The 14660-nt window shown below is 67.8% G+C and carries 12 protein-coding genes; 9 read left to right on the top strand and 3 right to left on the bottom strand.

Features of this window, described 5'->3' with window-relative positions; translation table 11 throughout:
• The first annotated feature begins 17 nt into the window (after nt 1-17).
• From phoU to rnt, 6 genes are all read left to right on the top strand, one after another.
• Nucleotides 18-725 (top strand): phosphate signaling complex protein PhoU, encoded by a 708-nt coding sequence (phoU, locus tag ABE571_RS16845; protein WP_152151802.1) that lies wholly within the window; start codon nt 18-20, stop codon nt 723-725.
• Between the two features lie 295 nt (nt 726-1020).
• On the top strand, nt 1021-1395 hold the full coding sequence (locus tag ABE571_RS16840; protein WP_346494229.1) for a hypothetical protein: 375 nt from the start codon (nt 1021-1023) through the stop codon (nt 1393-1395).
• Nucleotides 1382-2254, top strand: coding sequence for a DUF692 domain-containing protein (locus ABE571_RS16835; protein WP_346494227.1), 873 nt, complete (start codon nt 1382-1384; stop codon nt 2252-2254). Before ABE571_RS16840 ends, ABE571_RS16835 begins: the two co-directional genes overlap by 14 nt.
• Complete coding sequence (locus tag ABE571_RS16830; RefSeq protein WP_313211688.1) at nt 2247-3002, top strand: putative DNA-binding domain-containing protein; 756 nt, start codon at nt 2247-2249, stop codon at nt 3000-3002. The genes ABE571_RS16835 and ABE571_RS16830 overlap by 8 nt, the downstream gene beginning before the upstream one ends.
• A gap of 24 nt (nt 3003-3026) precedes the next feature.
• A complete protein-coding gene (locus ABE571_RS16825) occupies nt 3027-3536 on the top strand; it encodes a DoxX family protein (RefSeq protein WP_313211687.1) in 510 nt (169 codons plus the stop codon).
• Nucleotides 3537-3647: 111 nt separating this feature from the next.
• Complete coding sequence (gene rnt, locus ABE571_RS16820) at nt 3648-4235, top strand: ribonuclease T (RefSeq protein WP_088433103.1); 588 nt, start codon at nt 3648-3650, stop codon at nt 4233-4235.
• A gap of 6 nt (nt 4236-4241) precedes the next feature.
• On the opposite strand, the gene ABE571_RS16815 is transcribed toward rnt, so the two are convergent.
• The 3 genes from ABE571_RS16815 to ABE571_RS16805 all read right to left on the bottom strand — a co-directional run bounded on the left by ABE571_RS16815 (nt 4242) and on the right by ABE571_RS16805 (nt 9566).
• Entirely contained in the window at nt 4242-7214 is a 2973-nt protein-coding gene (locus ABE571_RS16815; RefSeq protein WP_313211686.1) for a two-component regulator propeller domain-containing protein, read from the bottom strand.
• Between the two features lie 208 nt (nt 7215-7422).
• A complete protein-coding gene (locus ABE571_RS16810) occupies nt 7423-8841 on the bottom strand; it encodes an ATP-binding protein (protein WP_313211684.1) in 1419 nt (472 codons plus the stop codon).
• Nucleotides 8838-9566: a response regulator transcription factor gene (locus ABE571_RS16805; protein WP_121041545.1), complete on the bottom strand. Its 729-nt coding sequence runs from the start codon at nt 9564-9566 to the stop codon at nt 8838-8840. Before ABE571_RS16805 ends, ABE571_RS16810 begins: the two co-directional genes overlap by 4 nt.
• A gap of 172 nt (nt 9567-9738) precedes the next feature.
• Between ABE571_RS16805 and ABE571_RS16800 the strand changes: the two genes are divergently transcribed.
• Genes ABE571_RS16800 through ABE571_RS16790 form a run of 3 tightly spaced genes read left to right on the top strand, consistent with a single transcriptional unit; the run spans nt 9739 to nt 14407 of the window.
• A complete protein-coding gene (locus tag ABE571_RS16800; RefSeq protein WP_346482039.1) occupies nt 9739-11004 on the top strand; it encodes an efflux RND transporter periplasmic adaptor subunit in 1266 nt (421 codons plus the stop codon).
• Nucleotides 11001-12971: a MacB family efflux pump subunit gene (locus tag ABE571_RS16795; protein WP_313211681.1), complete on the top strand. Its 1971-nt coding sequence runs from the start codon at nt 11001-11003 to the stop codon at nt 12969-12971. Before ABE571_RS16800 ends, ABE571_RS16795 begins: the two co-directional genes overlap by 4 nt.
• Nucleotides 12968-14407: a TolC family protein gene (locus ABE571_RS16790; RefSeq protein WP_346494225.1), complete on the top strand. Its 1440-nt coding sequence runs from the start codon at nt 12968-12970 to the stop codon at nt 14405-14407. The genes ABE571_RS16795 and ABE571_RS16790 overlap by 4 nt, the downstream gene beginning before the upstream one ends.
• Nucleotides 14408-14660 lie beyond the last annotated feature (253 nt).

Here is a 14660-nt window from a genome sequence, read left to right as displayed (position 1 = left end):
TACCCGGATTGCAGACCATGAATCTTCCCAACGACCACATCGTCAAGAGCTACGACGAAGAGCAGCAGCGCCTGGTGGCCGAGATCGTGCGGATGGGCGAGATGGCCGTCGCGCAGCTGGAGGCGTCCATGGACGTCATCGAGAAGCGCGACGAGAACGCCGCCCAGCGCATCATCGCCAACGATGAAGCCATCGACCAGCTTGAGCAGCACATCAGCCACGACGTGATGCGCCTGGCGCTGCGCGGGCCGATGGCACGCGACCTGCGCGAGATCCTGGCCGGCCTGCGCATTCCGGCCGACATCGAACGCATCGGCGATTACGCCGCCAACGTGGCCAAGCGCTCGATCGCCCTGAGCAAGGTGCCACCGCTGCCGCAGATCCAGGGGCTGCGCGCCCTGGGCCGACTGGCCGCACAGCAGGTGCGCCGCGCGATCGAGGCCTACCGCGACAACGACGCCGCCGCGGCGCTGGAACTGCGCGACGATGACGCCCGCCTGGACGCGCAGTACACCGCGCTGTTCCGCGAGCTGCTGACGTACATGATGGAAGACCCGCGCAACATCACCCCGTGCACCCACCTGCTGTTCATGGCCAAGAACCTGGAGCGCGTGGGCGACCATGCCACCAACATCGCCGAGAACGTGTGGTTCCTGGTGCATGGCGAGCAGGCGCTGCCGCCGCGCGAGAAGCGCGACGAGACCAGCAGTACCGATCACGTCTGAGCGCGTGCTTCCGAAGTGGAACGCAAAAGCCGCTGCCTTCGGGTGGCGGCTTTTTTTGTGACTGGAAAGTCCTGGCTCGGTGAGGGCGCTGCAGGTGTCTCCGTTCAAGCCTTGACGCGAGCGTCAGGGCCCCGAAGCGGCCGACCCACTTGCCGCTGAGGAATGCGGCACTGCACTTCACGAAACGTTGAATCCTGTGTGAGGATTCGATGAGCCGGGCCGGGCCACCATGGCCGCACCTGCTGCCCCCACGCAGCCATCCCGGGCCCCGGCCCATTCCAAGGAGCGTTACCCGATGAGCACACCCCCCCGTTCGCTGTCCCTGCTGGCGGCCACTGCGCTGGCCGCAGGCCTGGGCGTCACCGCCTCGGCATCCGCCTTGAGCATGACCGAGCTGGCCCAAGGCTACCTGGTGGCTGGCCAGGCGGCGACCAAGGCTGCCGAAGGCAAGTGTGGCGAAGGCAAGTGCGGCGCGCATGGCGACAAGGCCGGCACCAAGGCAGGCGACAAGACCGCGACCACCGGTGCCAAGGCCGCCGAAGGCAAGTGCGGGGAAGGCAAGTGCGGCGCCGACAAGGGCAAGGCTGCCGGCGCCAAGGCAACGACCGCTGGCGACAAGAAGACGGCGGAAGGCAAGTGCGGCGAAGGCAAGTGCGGTGCCAAGCACTGACGCCCTCGCCACTGGCCTGGCCCGGTCGCCGCTGCCTGCGGCGGCGACCGGACTGGGTTTGCGCCGCGCCCTGCTGCAGGACCTGCGTGACGCGCCCGCCGGCGATGTCGACTTCCTCGAATGCGCGCCGGAAAACTGGATTGGTATCGGTGGGCCGGCCGGCGACGCACTCGCCGAACTGTCCACGCGCCACCCGCTGACCTGCCATGGGCTGTCGCTCTCGCTGGGCAGCACCGCGCCGCTGGATACCGTGCTGCTGGAACAGGTAGGACGCTTCCTGGCGCGGCACAACGTGCCGCTGTACAGCGAACACCTGAGCTACTGCAGTGATGAAGGTCACCTCTACGATCTCCTGCCGATCCCCTTCACCGACGAGGCCGTACGCCACACTGCATCACGCATCGCCCGCGTGCAGGACCTGCTGGGCCGGCGCATTGCCGTGGAGAACGTGTCCTACTACCTCGCCCCGGAACCGGCCATGGACGAACTGGCCTTCACCAATGCCGTGCTGGCCGAGGCCGATTGCGATCTGCTGCTGGACGTCAACAACGTCTACGTCAACGCCTGCAACCACGGCTACGACGCCGATGCGTTCATCGCCGGGCTGCCGGCCACCCGCATCGTGTGCCTGCATGTCGCCGGCCATCTGGACGAGGCGCCCGATCTGAAGATCGACACCCATGGCAGCGCGGTGATCGATCCGGTCTGGGACCTGCTCGCCCGCACCTATGCGCGCATCGGTGCACGCCCGACGCTGCTGGAACGTGATTTCAATTTCCCGCCGTATGCCGAACTACGCGGCGAACTGCAGCACATCCGCCAGCTGATGGCCGCCCATGCCGGGAACGGACATGACTGACGCCCCGGCGCGCCTGCACGCACAGCAGAGAGCGTTCACCGCGCATCTGCGCGACCCGGACCATATCGCCGCACCCGAGGGCATGGACCCGCGCCGGCTGGCCATCTACCAGCGGTTGGTCTTCAACACTGTGCTGGGGCTGCTCGGCAACGGTTTCCCGGTATGCGTCCAGCTGCTGGGTGACACGGCGTGGGCCACCCTGGTCCGGCGCTTCCTTGCCGGCCACCCGGCGCAGACGCCGTTGTTCACCGAACTGGCCGCCGAGTTCGTGCAGTGGCTGCACCATCAAGCCGCGCTGCCGCACCCGGCGTTGGCCGAACTGGCCCATTACGAGTGGGTGGAAACGGCCCTCTACCAGTTGGACGCGCAGCCCCTGCCGCCCTCACCGGGCATGGACCCCATGCACGCGTCGCTGCAGCGCTCGCCGCTGGCCTGGCCACTGCTCTATCAGTGGCCGGTGCATCGGCTCGGCGCCGATGACGCGCCTTCCCAGCCGGCCCCCGAGCCGACCGGGCTGCTGGTCCGGCGCGACCCTGATGGCCAGGTCCGCTTCGCCGTGGTCAGCCCCATGGCCGCACGGTTGCTGGAGCAGATCGGCCAGCACCCCGGCAGCACAGGGGCCACTTACCTGCAGCAGCTCGCGCAGACGCACGGCATGGCGGCCGATGCCTTGCGCCTGCCCGGCGCCGCCCTGCTGCGCCAATTCCACGACAACGGCGTGATCGGGCCCGCTGCGCCCGCCACCTGACCCTTCCACACAGGAATCGCATCGATGAAGTCCCCCCCCCTGGTCGCCCTGCGCGACCGGCTGGATCGCCTCGGCCCGTGGTTGGCCCCGCTCGGCCTGCGCCTGCTGATGGGCTGGGAGTATTTCGAGTCCGGCCGTGAAAAACTGCGTGGCCAGAACTGGTTCGAGGACCTGCAGCAGGCCTTCCCGTTTCCGTTCGATCAGCTGCCGGCCACCCTCAACTGGCAGCTGGCCACCTGGTTCGAGCTGGTTGGCGCAGTCTGCCTGCTGCTCGGGCTGGGGACCCGCCTGGCCGCCAGCTGCCTGCTCGTGCTGACCGTGGTCGCCACCGCCGCCGTGCACTGGCCGATGCACTGGGATGGACTGGCCGAGCTGGCGATGGGCTATGTCATCACCGATCAGGGCTTTGGCAACTTCAAACTGCCGCTGCTGTTCCTGGCCATGCTGCTGCCTCTGGCCGTGCAGGGCGCGGGCCCGTTGAGCCTGGATCACCTGCTGCGCCGCGGCCGCGGGCGTCCCCCTGCCCTGGCCTGAGCGCAGGGGGGGTACAGGCCGCTCTGCTAAACTGGTGCGATGACTGACGACCTCCCCCGCTCCGACGCGCCGGCTGCTGCCGACGCACTGCCCGCTGCTGCCCAGCGCTTGATGGCAACCCGCTTCCGCGGCTTCCTGCCGGTGGCGGTGGACGTGGAGACCGGTGGATTCGATTCTGATCGCCACGCCCTGCTGGAGATCGCCGCCGTTCCGATCGAGATGGACGAGAACGGCCTGCTCTATCCCGGCCAGACCGCCAGCGCCCACGTGGTGCCGGCCGAAGGCCTGGAGATCGATCCCAAATCGCTGGAAATCACCGGGATCATCCTGGATCACCCGTTCCGGCTGGCCAAGGTCGAGCGCGATGCGCTGGACCACATCTTTGCCCCGATCCGGGCGGCGATGAAAAAGTACGGTTGCCAGCGCGCGATCCTGGTCGGGCACAACGCCCACTTCGATCTGGGCTTCGTCAATGCGGCCGTCAATCGTACCGGCCACAAGCGCAACCCGTTCCATCCCTTCAGCGTGTTCGACACCGTCACCCTCGGCGGCATCGCCTACGGGCAGACCGTACTGGCACGCGCCGCCACCGCCGCCGGGCTGGGCTGGGATGCCGATGAAGCGCACAGCGCGGTGTACGACACCGAGCAGACCGCCAAACTGTTCTGCAAGGTCGCCAACAGCTGGCCGCGCCCCTGAGCAGCATCACCCGATAGCGGTCCTGTCGCGCCCTTCGCTCTTGGCGCGGTACAGCGCGCGATCGGCGCGCTGGTAGAGCAGCATCGGCGTGCGGTCGGCAGCGTCCAGTTCGACCAGACCGGCGCTGAAGGTGACGTTCAGGCCCGGAATACCGGCCCAGTCCGGATGATCATGGAACAACCCACGCAGGCGCGCGCAGACCTGGGCCGCCTCATCCAGGCGGGTGTCGTTGAGCAGCAGCGCGAATTCCTCGCCACCGGTCCGCGCCGGCATGTCCGAATCGCGGCAGGCCGAGGCCAACAGACGCGCCACTTCCACCAGCACCACGTCGCCCACCGAATGGCTGTGCCGGTCGTTCACTTCCTTGAAGTGATCGATGTCCAGCACCACCAGGCACAACGGGTGGCGGCTGCGCTGCGAACGGGCGAAATCGCGCGCCAGTGCTTCATCGAATGCACGCCGGTTCGGTAGACCGGTCAGCGCATCCTCACGGGCCTGCCGCTCGAACGCCTCGGCCTGCACCGCCAGGCGGTCGGCCAGTTCGGTCTTTTCCTGATTGAGTGCCTGCAGGTTGACCGTCTGGGTCTGCAGATCCAGCGTGGCTTCCTGCACCATCCGCGCCAGCCGCACGTTGCTGGCCTTGTAGCGGTTGATCAGATACCGGTACAGCGCCACCAGCCCAGCCAGCAACAACAGCGCGGCGATCAACTGCACGCTGTGGCGCTGCCACAGGAACGGCTCCACCGTGAATTCCCAGACCGCTTCGCTGTCGCTCCAGACACCACCTGGATGTGCGGCGGAAACGTGCAGCGTGTAGTCGCCCGGCGGCAGGCCGATGAATTCCACGCTGCGCTGCTGGCCACGCTCGACCCAGCCCTTGTCCAGTCCTTCCAGGCGGGTGCGGTAGCGGATGCGCTCGGAAAGCAGGTAACTCAGCCCCACATAGCTCACGCTCAGGCGTCGCCCGCCCGGGATCGTGTTGTGGTCGCTGCCCTGCCAGTGCAGCGGCACGCCATCGACAAGCACGGTCTCGATCACCGCCGGTGGCGCCAGGCGCTCACGGAAACGCTGCAGGCGCAGTGGATCGACGGTGCTCAGCCCGCCGGCCGTGACCACCCAGAAGGTGCCGTCCTGGCGCAGGATTGCCGAGGGGCCGGAACTGCCGTTGGCCTGTGAGTTGGCCATGCCGTCGATCTCGTTGTAATGCTCGACCTCGACCCGTGCGGCACGCCCGTCGGCAACGGCGTTGAGCATGGCCATGTCGGTCCGCAGTACGCCGCGGTTGCTGCTGATCCAGACGTTGCCCACGCGATCGGGAATCAACTGGAAGACCGTATCCACCGGCATGCCCTGCTCCAGGCCGACCCGTGCCAGCTTGCCTTCCTGGTAGCGGTACAGGCCGCGATCGGTGCTGACCCACATCGCATCGCCGATCTGCTGGAAGCCGAACACGCTGCGGCCACCACCCAGTGCCTCCAGATCGATCACCTGCACGCGGTTGCCGCGCAACACGCGGATGCCCTCGATGGTGCCGATCCACAGGGCGCCTTCGGCATCGTGCGCCAGCGCGGTGGTCAGCCCGGTGGGCATGCCGGGAAAGGCCACCGGCTCGGCCTTGTCGGCGACGATGCGGACCACGCCTTTCTGGGTGCCGGCCCAGATCACCCCGTCACGGTCGATGCTGATCGCGCGGATGTTGCCCCCCAACAGGCCGTCGGCGCTGCCGTACGTCCGCCGCGGTTGCCCGTTCTCGCCGACCCGGAAGATGCCATCGCCGAAGGTCCCCACCCACAGATCACCGTCACGGTCCTGGGCCAGGCTCAGCACCGAGGGGCTCTTGCCGACGTTGTTGCGCAGCGGCACCGGACTGAAGTTGCCCTGGGCATCGCGGCGATCAAGCCCGCGCGCACTGCCGATCCAGAGCTGCCGTTGGCGATCCTCGAAGACGGTGCGGACGTAATCACCACTGAGCCCGTCGCGTTCGGTGTAGCTGCTGAACAGGGTTTCGCGCAGGCGATACAGGCCACCGTTGGCGCCTACCCAGATGCTGCCTTCGGCGTCTTCTCGCAGGCTGACCACGCGCCCGCCGGGCAAGGACAGCCCGGCCGGCAACCGCTCCAGCCCGTGCCGGGACAGCCGCAGCAGGCCCTGGTTTTCGGTCCCCAGCCACAGGTCGCCGTGGCGGTCCTGCAGCATGGCCGTGATGTGGGTCGCGCCGGGCAGGCGATGCTGCAGCAAAGGCACGCCATCCTGCATGCGGTAGATGCGCTCGCTGGCCACCACCCACATCACGCCATCCGGCGCACGATAGGGCCAGACCAGCCCACGGCCCAGACCGAAGCTCTCCGGTGCCCGGCGCAGGACCCCGTCGTTGTCGCGCACCACCAGGCCATCCAGGGTGCCGACCCAGACCCGGTCCTGGGCATCCACGACCAGCTTGGTGAAGCTCATCGCCAACGGCACGTCGGCCGGTGGCGCCTGGTAATCGAAGGTACCGTCGGGGCCCAGACTGGCAATCCCCTTGCCTTCGTACAGCAGCCACAGGCGCCCATGGCTGTCCATCTGCATGGCCTGGATCAGCACCTGCGGTGTGTCGGCGCGGTGTTCCCACACCTGCCAGCGGCCATCCGCCCCCCGGCGGGTCACGTTGCCGCGCGAATCACTGATCCACAAGCCGCCACTGCGGTCCACCAGCAACGCCCCGACCCCGTTGTCGCGCAGGCCCGGGGTGGTGCTGCGGTCGAACACGGTGAAGTCCAGGCCGTTGTACCGGACCAGCCCCTCCCAGGTCGCAAACCACAGGTGCCCTTCGGGCGTCTGCGCGATATCACGCAGGGAGTTGTGCGGCAGCCCGTTGCGCGAGGTCCAGACGTCGATGGCGTAATCGCGCAGCGGCGGCGGCCCATCCTGCGCCGACAGCGACCATGGCAGCGCGCACAGCAGCAACAGCCACAGCGCTGCGGCCTGCAGCGTTGGCATGCCCAAGAACTTCACGTGTGCCGGCCGCCACCGGATCCTGCCCCCCCGATCGCTCATCCGTATGGATCAACCTTGGGCAGGCGCCGTGTGCATGGGGGGAACGGCCGTGCACCAGCGCGATGGCTGGCAGAGTCGTACGCTCTCATGGGGGAGACGCTGGAAAGAGATGCCCATAGTAGGCAAATCCTTTCGGTTTGGGGGACCGGCGTCAGCCCCCGCGTGGCCCCGCCGCCGCCCGCGCCGGCGCCGCCCAGCGGACGATCGCTTCCAGCCCGCCCTGCGGATGGTTGCGCAGGTGCAGCGTCGCGCCGTCCTTTTCGGCCAATGCCCGGGCGATGGTCAGCCCCAGCCCGGCACCACCGGTCTGGCGCGAGCGCGAGGTCTCCAGCCGCACGAACGGGTCGAACACCGCTTCCAGTTCGTCCTCGGCCAGGCCGGGGCCGCTGTCGCGGATGCGCACCTCCACGTCCTGCCCGGCCTGCTCCACCCGCACGCGTGCGCTCTGGCCATACATCACCGCGTTGTCGACCAGGTTGGAGAACAGGCGGTGCATCGCCAAGGGGCGCAGCATCAGCACCGCCCCGCTGGGCTGCTCGAAATGGACATCGGCGCCGGCTTCGGCGGCATCTTCGACGATGCTCTCCAGCAGCGAATCCAGGTCCAGCGCGGCACGTTGTTCAGCGCTCTCGGCGCTGCGGGCCAGCTCCAGACCTTCACGGATCAGCGCCTGCATCGCGCCGAGATCGGCGATCAGGCGTTCACGCAAGGTCTCATCGGTGACGTTCTCCAGCCGCAACCGCAAGCGCGTCACCGGTGTCTGCAGATCATGGGTGATCGCCGCCAGCATCTGGGTGCGCTCACCAAGGTGGCGCTGCAGCCGCTTCTGCATGGCGTTGAACGCCTCCGCGGCCCGGCGGACCTCGAACGGACCGGTCACGGGCATCGGGGCGCCCTGCAGGTCATCGCCCAGCGCGGCGGCGGCATCGGCCAACCGCTGCAGCGGGGCGCTGGCCATCCGCGCCACGATGTAGGCCAGGATCGCGATCGCCACGACCAGCAAGGTCAGGAACAACGGGTCCACGGCGAGCACACCATTGTGCGCGACGGCGGGGGAATCCAGCGCCAGCCGCAGCGGTGTGCCATCGGTCAGCTGCAGCGTGACCACGCGGCACTTGGGTGGGATGAAGGCCGGGTCGCGCTCACGCGGCGGGTGCCGCATCTTTTCTTTGTCGCGCGGTGGCGGCGGCAGCAGCTCCGGCAGCCGCGGCAGGCAGGAGCGGAAGGAGGTGAAAGCCACCTGGCTGCTCGCCACCGGGCCGGGCCGGTCATCGAGGATCTCCATCAGCGCGGCATCGGGTCGGCCGATGCGTGCCCCCTCCGGCAGCTGCCGCACACTCGGCCCGCCACTGGTGAGCAGCCGCTGGCGCAGCTCCGGATTGCCGTCCAGCAGATTCACGAACCCCTGCAGGCGGTCGGCGATGCGGTTGAGGTTCTGCCGCTCGAACTCCTGCTGGCGCTTGGTACTGGCCAGCATGGTCGCGCCGATCGCGGCCACGCTCATGCCCAGCAGCAGGATGACGAACAGTCGCCCCACCATCGAGGAAAAGAAGTGGCGCAGGCGTTTCATTCCAGGGTGACTGCCGCCGCAAGCACATAGCCTTCGTTGCGCACGGTTTTGATCAGGCCATCGCTGCCGCCATCATCGGCCAGCTTGTTGCGCAGCCGGCTGACCTGCAGATCGATGGCGCGATCCTGCGATTCGTAGTTGCGGCCGCTGCTCAGCGAGACCAGCTGTTCGCGCGACAGCACCTTGTTGGCATGCCCGACGAACACCCGCAGCAGCCGGAATTCGGCGCCGGACAAAACCACCACGCGCCCATCGGGATCGACCAGATGGCGGTGTTCGAGATCGAATATCCAACTGGAGAAGCGCGCACGGCGGATCGCCAGCGGCTCCAGGTTGGCTGGCAACGCCTCGGTGCGGCGCAGCACGTTGCGGATGCGGGCGAGGAGCTCGCGCGGTTCGAACGGCTTGGCCAGATAGTCGTCGGCGCCCATCTCCAGGCCGAGCACGCGATCGATCGGCTCGCTGCGCGCGGTCAACATGATCACCGGTGTGCTCGAGCGCGCACGAAGATCCCGGCACAGGGTCAGGCCGTCTTCACGCGGCAGGTTGAGGTCGAGCACGATCAGGTCGACGTGTTCGCGCTCCAACAGCTGGCGCATGCCCTGGCCATCGCTGGCGGTGCTCACCAGGTAGCCGGCGCGGCCCAGCTGCTCGGCGAGCAGCTGGCGGATATCGTTGTCGTCATCGACGATCAGCAGTCTGTGCATGCTGTTGGCAGTCTCCATGCGGTGATCATCCCCTGTCGGGAGCTGAACCGCATCTCCTGGTTTGCGTACGTCTGTTTCAAAGGGTGATGCAGATACACAACGAAACGTGTTGAGCACCGCAGGGATACATCTTGGTACACGGCGAGCATTGAGCCGGCAATGAACGATCTTCACAATGCTGACAACGCCGATGCACCGGCCTGCCGAGTTGACGATCATCGTGAAGCCCCGTTTGCCCAGAACCCGCCGTGCTCGCCTCCTGCTGCTGCTCGTGGTGCTCGTCCTGATCGCCGCGATTGTGGCATGGATGCTGCGCAAGCCGGCCGCACCCACCCTGGCGACCTCGCCGGTCAGCCGTGGCGATATCGAACAGACGGTGGAAGCCACCGGTGTTATCGATGCCTACAAGCTGGTCAGCGTGGGTGCGCAGGCCTCCGGTCAGATCAAATCGCTGAAGGTCCAGCTCGGCGATAGCGTCAAGGAAGGCGACCTGATCGCCGAGATCGACGCCACCACCCAGCAGAACCAGGTGCTCAACGCCCAGGCCTCGCTGGACCAGGTCAAGGCGCAGCGCGCGGTGCAGCAGGCCAGCCTGCGTGAAGCCGAGCTCGAGTTCGCGCGCCAGCAGCAGATGCTCGCCGCCGAGGCCACCTCGCGCGCCGAGTTCGATGCGGCCGATGCCAAGCTCAAGACCGCGCGCGCCCAGATCCAGTCCTTCGATGCACAGATCACCGGCCGCGAAACCGAACTGGGCACCGCCCGCGCCAACCTGGCCTACACCCGCATCACCGCGCCGATGGACGGCACCGTGGTGGCGGTGGTCGCCGAAGAGGGCCGTACCGTCAACGCCAACCAGACCGCACCGACCATCGTGATGCTGGCCCGTCTGGACCTGGTCACGGTCAATGCGGAAGTCTCCGAAGCGGACGTGGTCAAGATCAAGGCCGGCATGCCGGTGTACTTCACCACGCTGGGCGAGCCGGACCGCAAGTTCCACGCCACGCTGCGCCAGATCAACCCGGCACCGGCCTCGATCGCCAATGACAGCTCGAGCAGCTCCAGCTCGTCCAGCTCCAGCTCCAGCACCGCGGTCTACTACAACGCGCTGTTCGACGTGGAAAACCCGGACGGCACGCTGCGCATCGACATGACCGCGCAGGTCTCGGTGATGCTCAAGCAGGCCAAGGACGTGCTGATCATCCCGGCCGTTGCGCTCGGCCCGAAGACCCGTGACGGGCAGTACATGGTGCGCGTGGCCGATGCCGATGGCATGCCCACGCCGCGCAAGGTCAAGATCGGCATCAACAACGGCGCCACTGCCGAAGTGCTGTCCGGCCTGGCAGAAGGCGACAAGGTCATCGTGGGCGAAGGCGGCGGCGCGCAGGGCGCCGGCGGCGGCAACCGCGGCGGCGGCGTGCGGATCAGCGGCCCCGGCATGGGTGGGCCGCGCCGATGAGCAGCGCCTCGACGGGCACGCCGCTGCTGCGGCTGCGCGACCTGCGCCGGGAGTTCCCGGCAGGCGATGAAACGATCGCTGTGCTGCGCGACGTCAATCTGGACATCGCGGCCGGCGAGATGGTCGCCATCGTTGGCCAGTCCGGCTCGGGCAAGTCCACGCTGATGAACATCCTCGGCTGCCTGGACCGGCCGACGCGCGGCAGTTACCAGGTGGCCGGCCGCGAGACCGGCCGCATGGAGCCGGACGAACTGGCCGAGCTGCGCCGCGAACACTTCGGCTTCATTTTCCAGCGCTACCACCTGCTCGGCGATCTGGATGCGCGCGGCAACGTGGCCGTACCGGCGGTGTATGCGGGCAGCCCCGGCCCGGTGCGTACCGCGCGGGCCGAACAGCTGCTGCAGCGGCTCGGCCTGGGCGACCGCATGAACCACAAACCTGGCCAGCTCTCCGGTGGCCAGCAGCAGCGCGTGTCCATTGCGCGGGCGCTGATGAACGGTGGCGAGGTGATCCTTGCCGATGAGCCGACCGGCGCACTGGACACCAAATCCGGCGAAGAGGTGATGGGCATCCTCGGCGAGCTGCATGCCGAGGGCCACACCATCATCATCGTCACCCACGACATGAGCGTGGCCGAACACGCCCAGCGCATCATCGAGATCCGCGACGGTGAGATCATCGCCGACCGCATCAATCCGAAGGCGCCGAGCTACCGCGCGCAGCGCCAGCCGACCGTGGCTGCCGGCAAGGGCCACAGCTGGCGGGCCGCGCGGGATCGTTTCACCGAAGCCTTCCGCATGGCCCTGCTGGCGATGAATGCCCACCGCCTGCGCACCTTCCTGACCATGCTCGGCATCATCATCGGCATCGCCTCGGTGGTCTCGGTGGTGGCGATGGGCAATGGCTCGCAGCAGCAGATCCTGCAGAACATCAGCGCGCTGGGCACCAACACGATCGACGTGTATCCCGGCCGCGGTTTCGGCGACATGCGCTCGGCCCGGGTACAGACCCTCAAGGCCAGCGACGCCGATGCGCTGGGGCGGCAGAGCTACATCGACAGCGCCACGCCCAGCGTGTCGTCTTCGGTAACCGCGCGCTATCGCAATCAATCGGCCACCGCACAGGTCAACGGCGTGGGCGAGCAGTTCTTCCGGGTCAAGGGCGTGACCCTGATCGCCGGCAGCTTCTTCGATACCGATGCGGTGCGCAGCCTGGCCCAGGTGGCGATCATCGATGAGAACACCCGCACCCAGTTCTTTCCCAACGGCGAAGACCCGGTGGGCCAGGTGATCCTGCTCGGCAACGTGCCGGTGCGCGTGGTCGGCGTGGCCCAGCGGCAGAGCTTCGGCTTTGGTGGCAGTACCAGCTTGAGCGTGTGGGTGCCGTACACCACGGTGATGTCGCGCATGCTCGGCCAGAGCCATGTGTCCAGCATCACCGTGCGCGTGGATGACGCCACCCCGATGGATGCCGCACAGGCGGCCATCTCCAAGCTGCTGATCATGCGCCACGGCACCGAGGACTTCTTCCTCAGCAACAGTGCCGAGATCCGTCAGACCATCGAGCAGACCACCCGCACCATGACCCTGCTGATCAGCGCCATCGCCGCGATCGCGCTGCTGGTCGGCGGCATCGGCGTGATGAACATCATGCTGGTCTCGGTGACCGAGCGCACCCGCGAGATCGGCGTGCGCATGGCCGTCGGCGCGCGGCAGAGCGATATCCGCCAGCAGTTCCTGATCGAGGCGGTGCTGGTGTGTCTGCTCGGCGGCCTGCTCGGCGTCGGCCTGTCCCTGGTGGTCGGCTGGCTGTTCGGCAAATTCGCGCCGGACTTCCAGATGCTGTTCTCGACCGCATCCATCGTGGCCGCCTTTGCCTGCTCCAGCCTGATCGGCGTGGCGTTCGGCTTCCTTCCGGCGCGCAATGCCGCCCAACTTGATCCCGTGGAGGCGCTGGCGCGCGAATGAAGATTTCTCCTGCTCTGCTGCACCCCGCTTCGCTGCGTCCACTGGTCCTGGCCTGCGTGACCGCACTGGCCTTGTCGGCCTGTGTCAGCACCGGCCGCTACCCGATCGATGCACCGGCGGTCCCGGCCACCTACGGCCGTGGCGATGCCGCCTTGAACACCCCCACCGAAGCGGTGACCGAACAACCGCATGCGGCGACGGCCGATGTCCGCAGCGATGCCTGGTGGACCCAGTTTGGTGACCCCGGCCTGGACCGCGTGATTGATCGCGCCCTGGCCGCCAATACGGACCTGGCCTCGGCCGGGCTGGCCGTGCAGCGCGCGCGCCTGCAGGCCGGTCTGGCCGACAACGCGCTGTGGCCGCAGCCCTCGGGCAGCGTCAGCAGCAGCGGCAATCGCCCCATCGACCAGAGCGCGGACTGGAACCGCGGCAGCTCGGCCGGCGTGTCCCTGCAATGGGAGATCGACCTGTGGGGGCGCCTGCGCACTCAACGCGACATCGCCCAGTGGGAAGCCCAGGCCAGCCAGGAAGACCTGCAGAACACCGCGCTGCTGGTGATCAGCGACGTGGCCACGCAGTACTGGACGCTGGCCTTCCTCAACCAGTCCATTGCCGCCGGCCAGGCCAACCTGGAGCGCCTGCAGCGCACCCGCGAGCTGGTCCAGGCGCGCTTCGATGCCGGTGCGGTCTCGCGCCTGGAAGTGCGCCAGGCGGCCCAGAGCCTGGAGGCCCAGCGCGCCGCGCAGAGTGCACTGGAGCAGCAGCGCGTCGCCGCGCGCAATGCGCTGACGGTGCTGCTGGATGGGCAGCCGCTGGCACTGGCCGATGAGCCGCAGCAGCTGGCGCGGGCGGGCAGCCCGGTGGTTGCCGAAGGCCTGCCGGCCGATCTGCTCGGCCGCCGTCCGGACCTGCGCGCCGCCGAACTGCGCCTGCGCAACAGCCTGAAGACCATCAAGGTCACCGCTACCCAGTACTACCCGGCATTGAGCCTGACCGGCAGCGTCGGCACCGGCGCCACCTCGCTCTCCGACGTGCTGAAGAATCCGGTCGCCACCTTGGGGGCGGGGCTGTCGCTGCCGTTCCTCAATGTGCGCCAGGCCCAGTTGAACACCCGCCTGGCCGGCACCGATTACCAGATCGCCGCCAACGGCTTCCGCCGCACGCTGTACACCGCGCTGTCGGAAGTGGACAACGCCCTGTCGGCGCGCACCCAGTTCGCCACGCAGGTGGCGGCCTCGCAGGCGTCCTACGACGAAGCGGTGGAGATCGAGCGGATGTATGAAGTGCGCTACCGGGTCGGCGCCACCGACCTGCGCACCTGGCTGGAAGCGCAGCAGACCCGGCGCGATGCCGAGCTGTCACTGGCCTCCGTGCGCCAGCGGCAGTTGATCAACGATGTGACATTGTTCAAGGCGCTGGGGGGAAGCGCGGGCTGATGCACCACGTAGAGCCGACCGTTGGTCGGCTATCGATGCACCACGTAGAGCCGACCGTTGGTCGGCTATCGATGCACCACGTAGAGCCGACCGTTGGTCGGCTATCGATGCACCACGTAGAGCCGACCGTTGGTCGGCTATCGATGCACCACGTAGAGCCGACCGTTGGTCGGCTATCGATGCACCACGTAGAGCCGACCGTTGGTCGGCTATCGATGCACCACGTAGAGCCGACCGTTGGTCGGCTATCGAT

The sequence above is a fragment of the Stenotrophomonas sp. TWI273 genome (assembly GCF_039674765.1).
GTDB lineage: Bacteria > Pseudomonadota > Gammaproteobacteria > Xanthomonadales > Xanthomonadaceae > Stenotrophomonas.
Note: the sequence above shows the minus strand (reverse complement) of the source record. Positions and strands in the feature narration are given on the sequence as shown.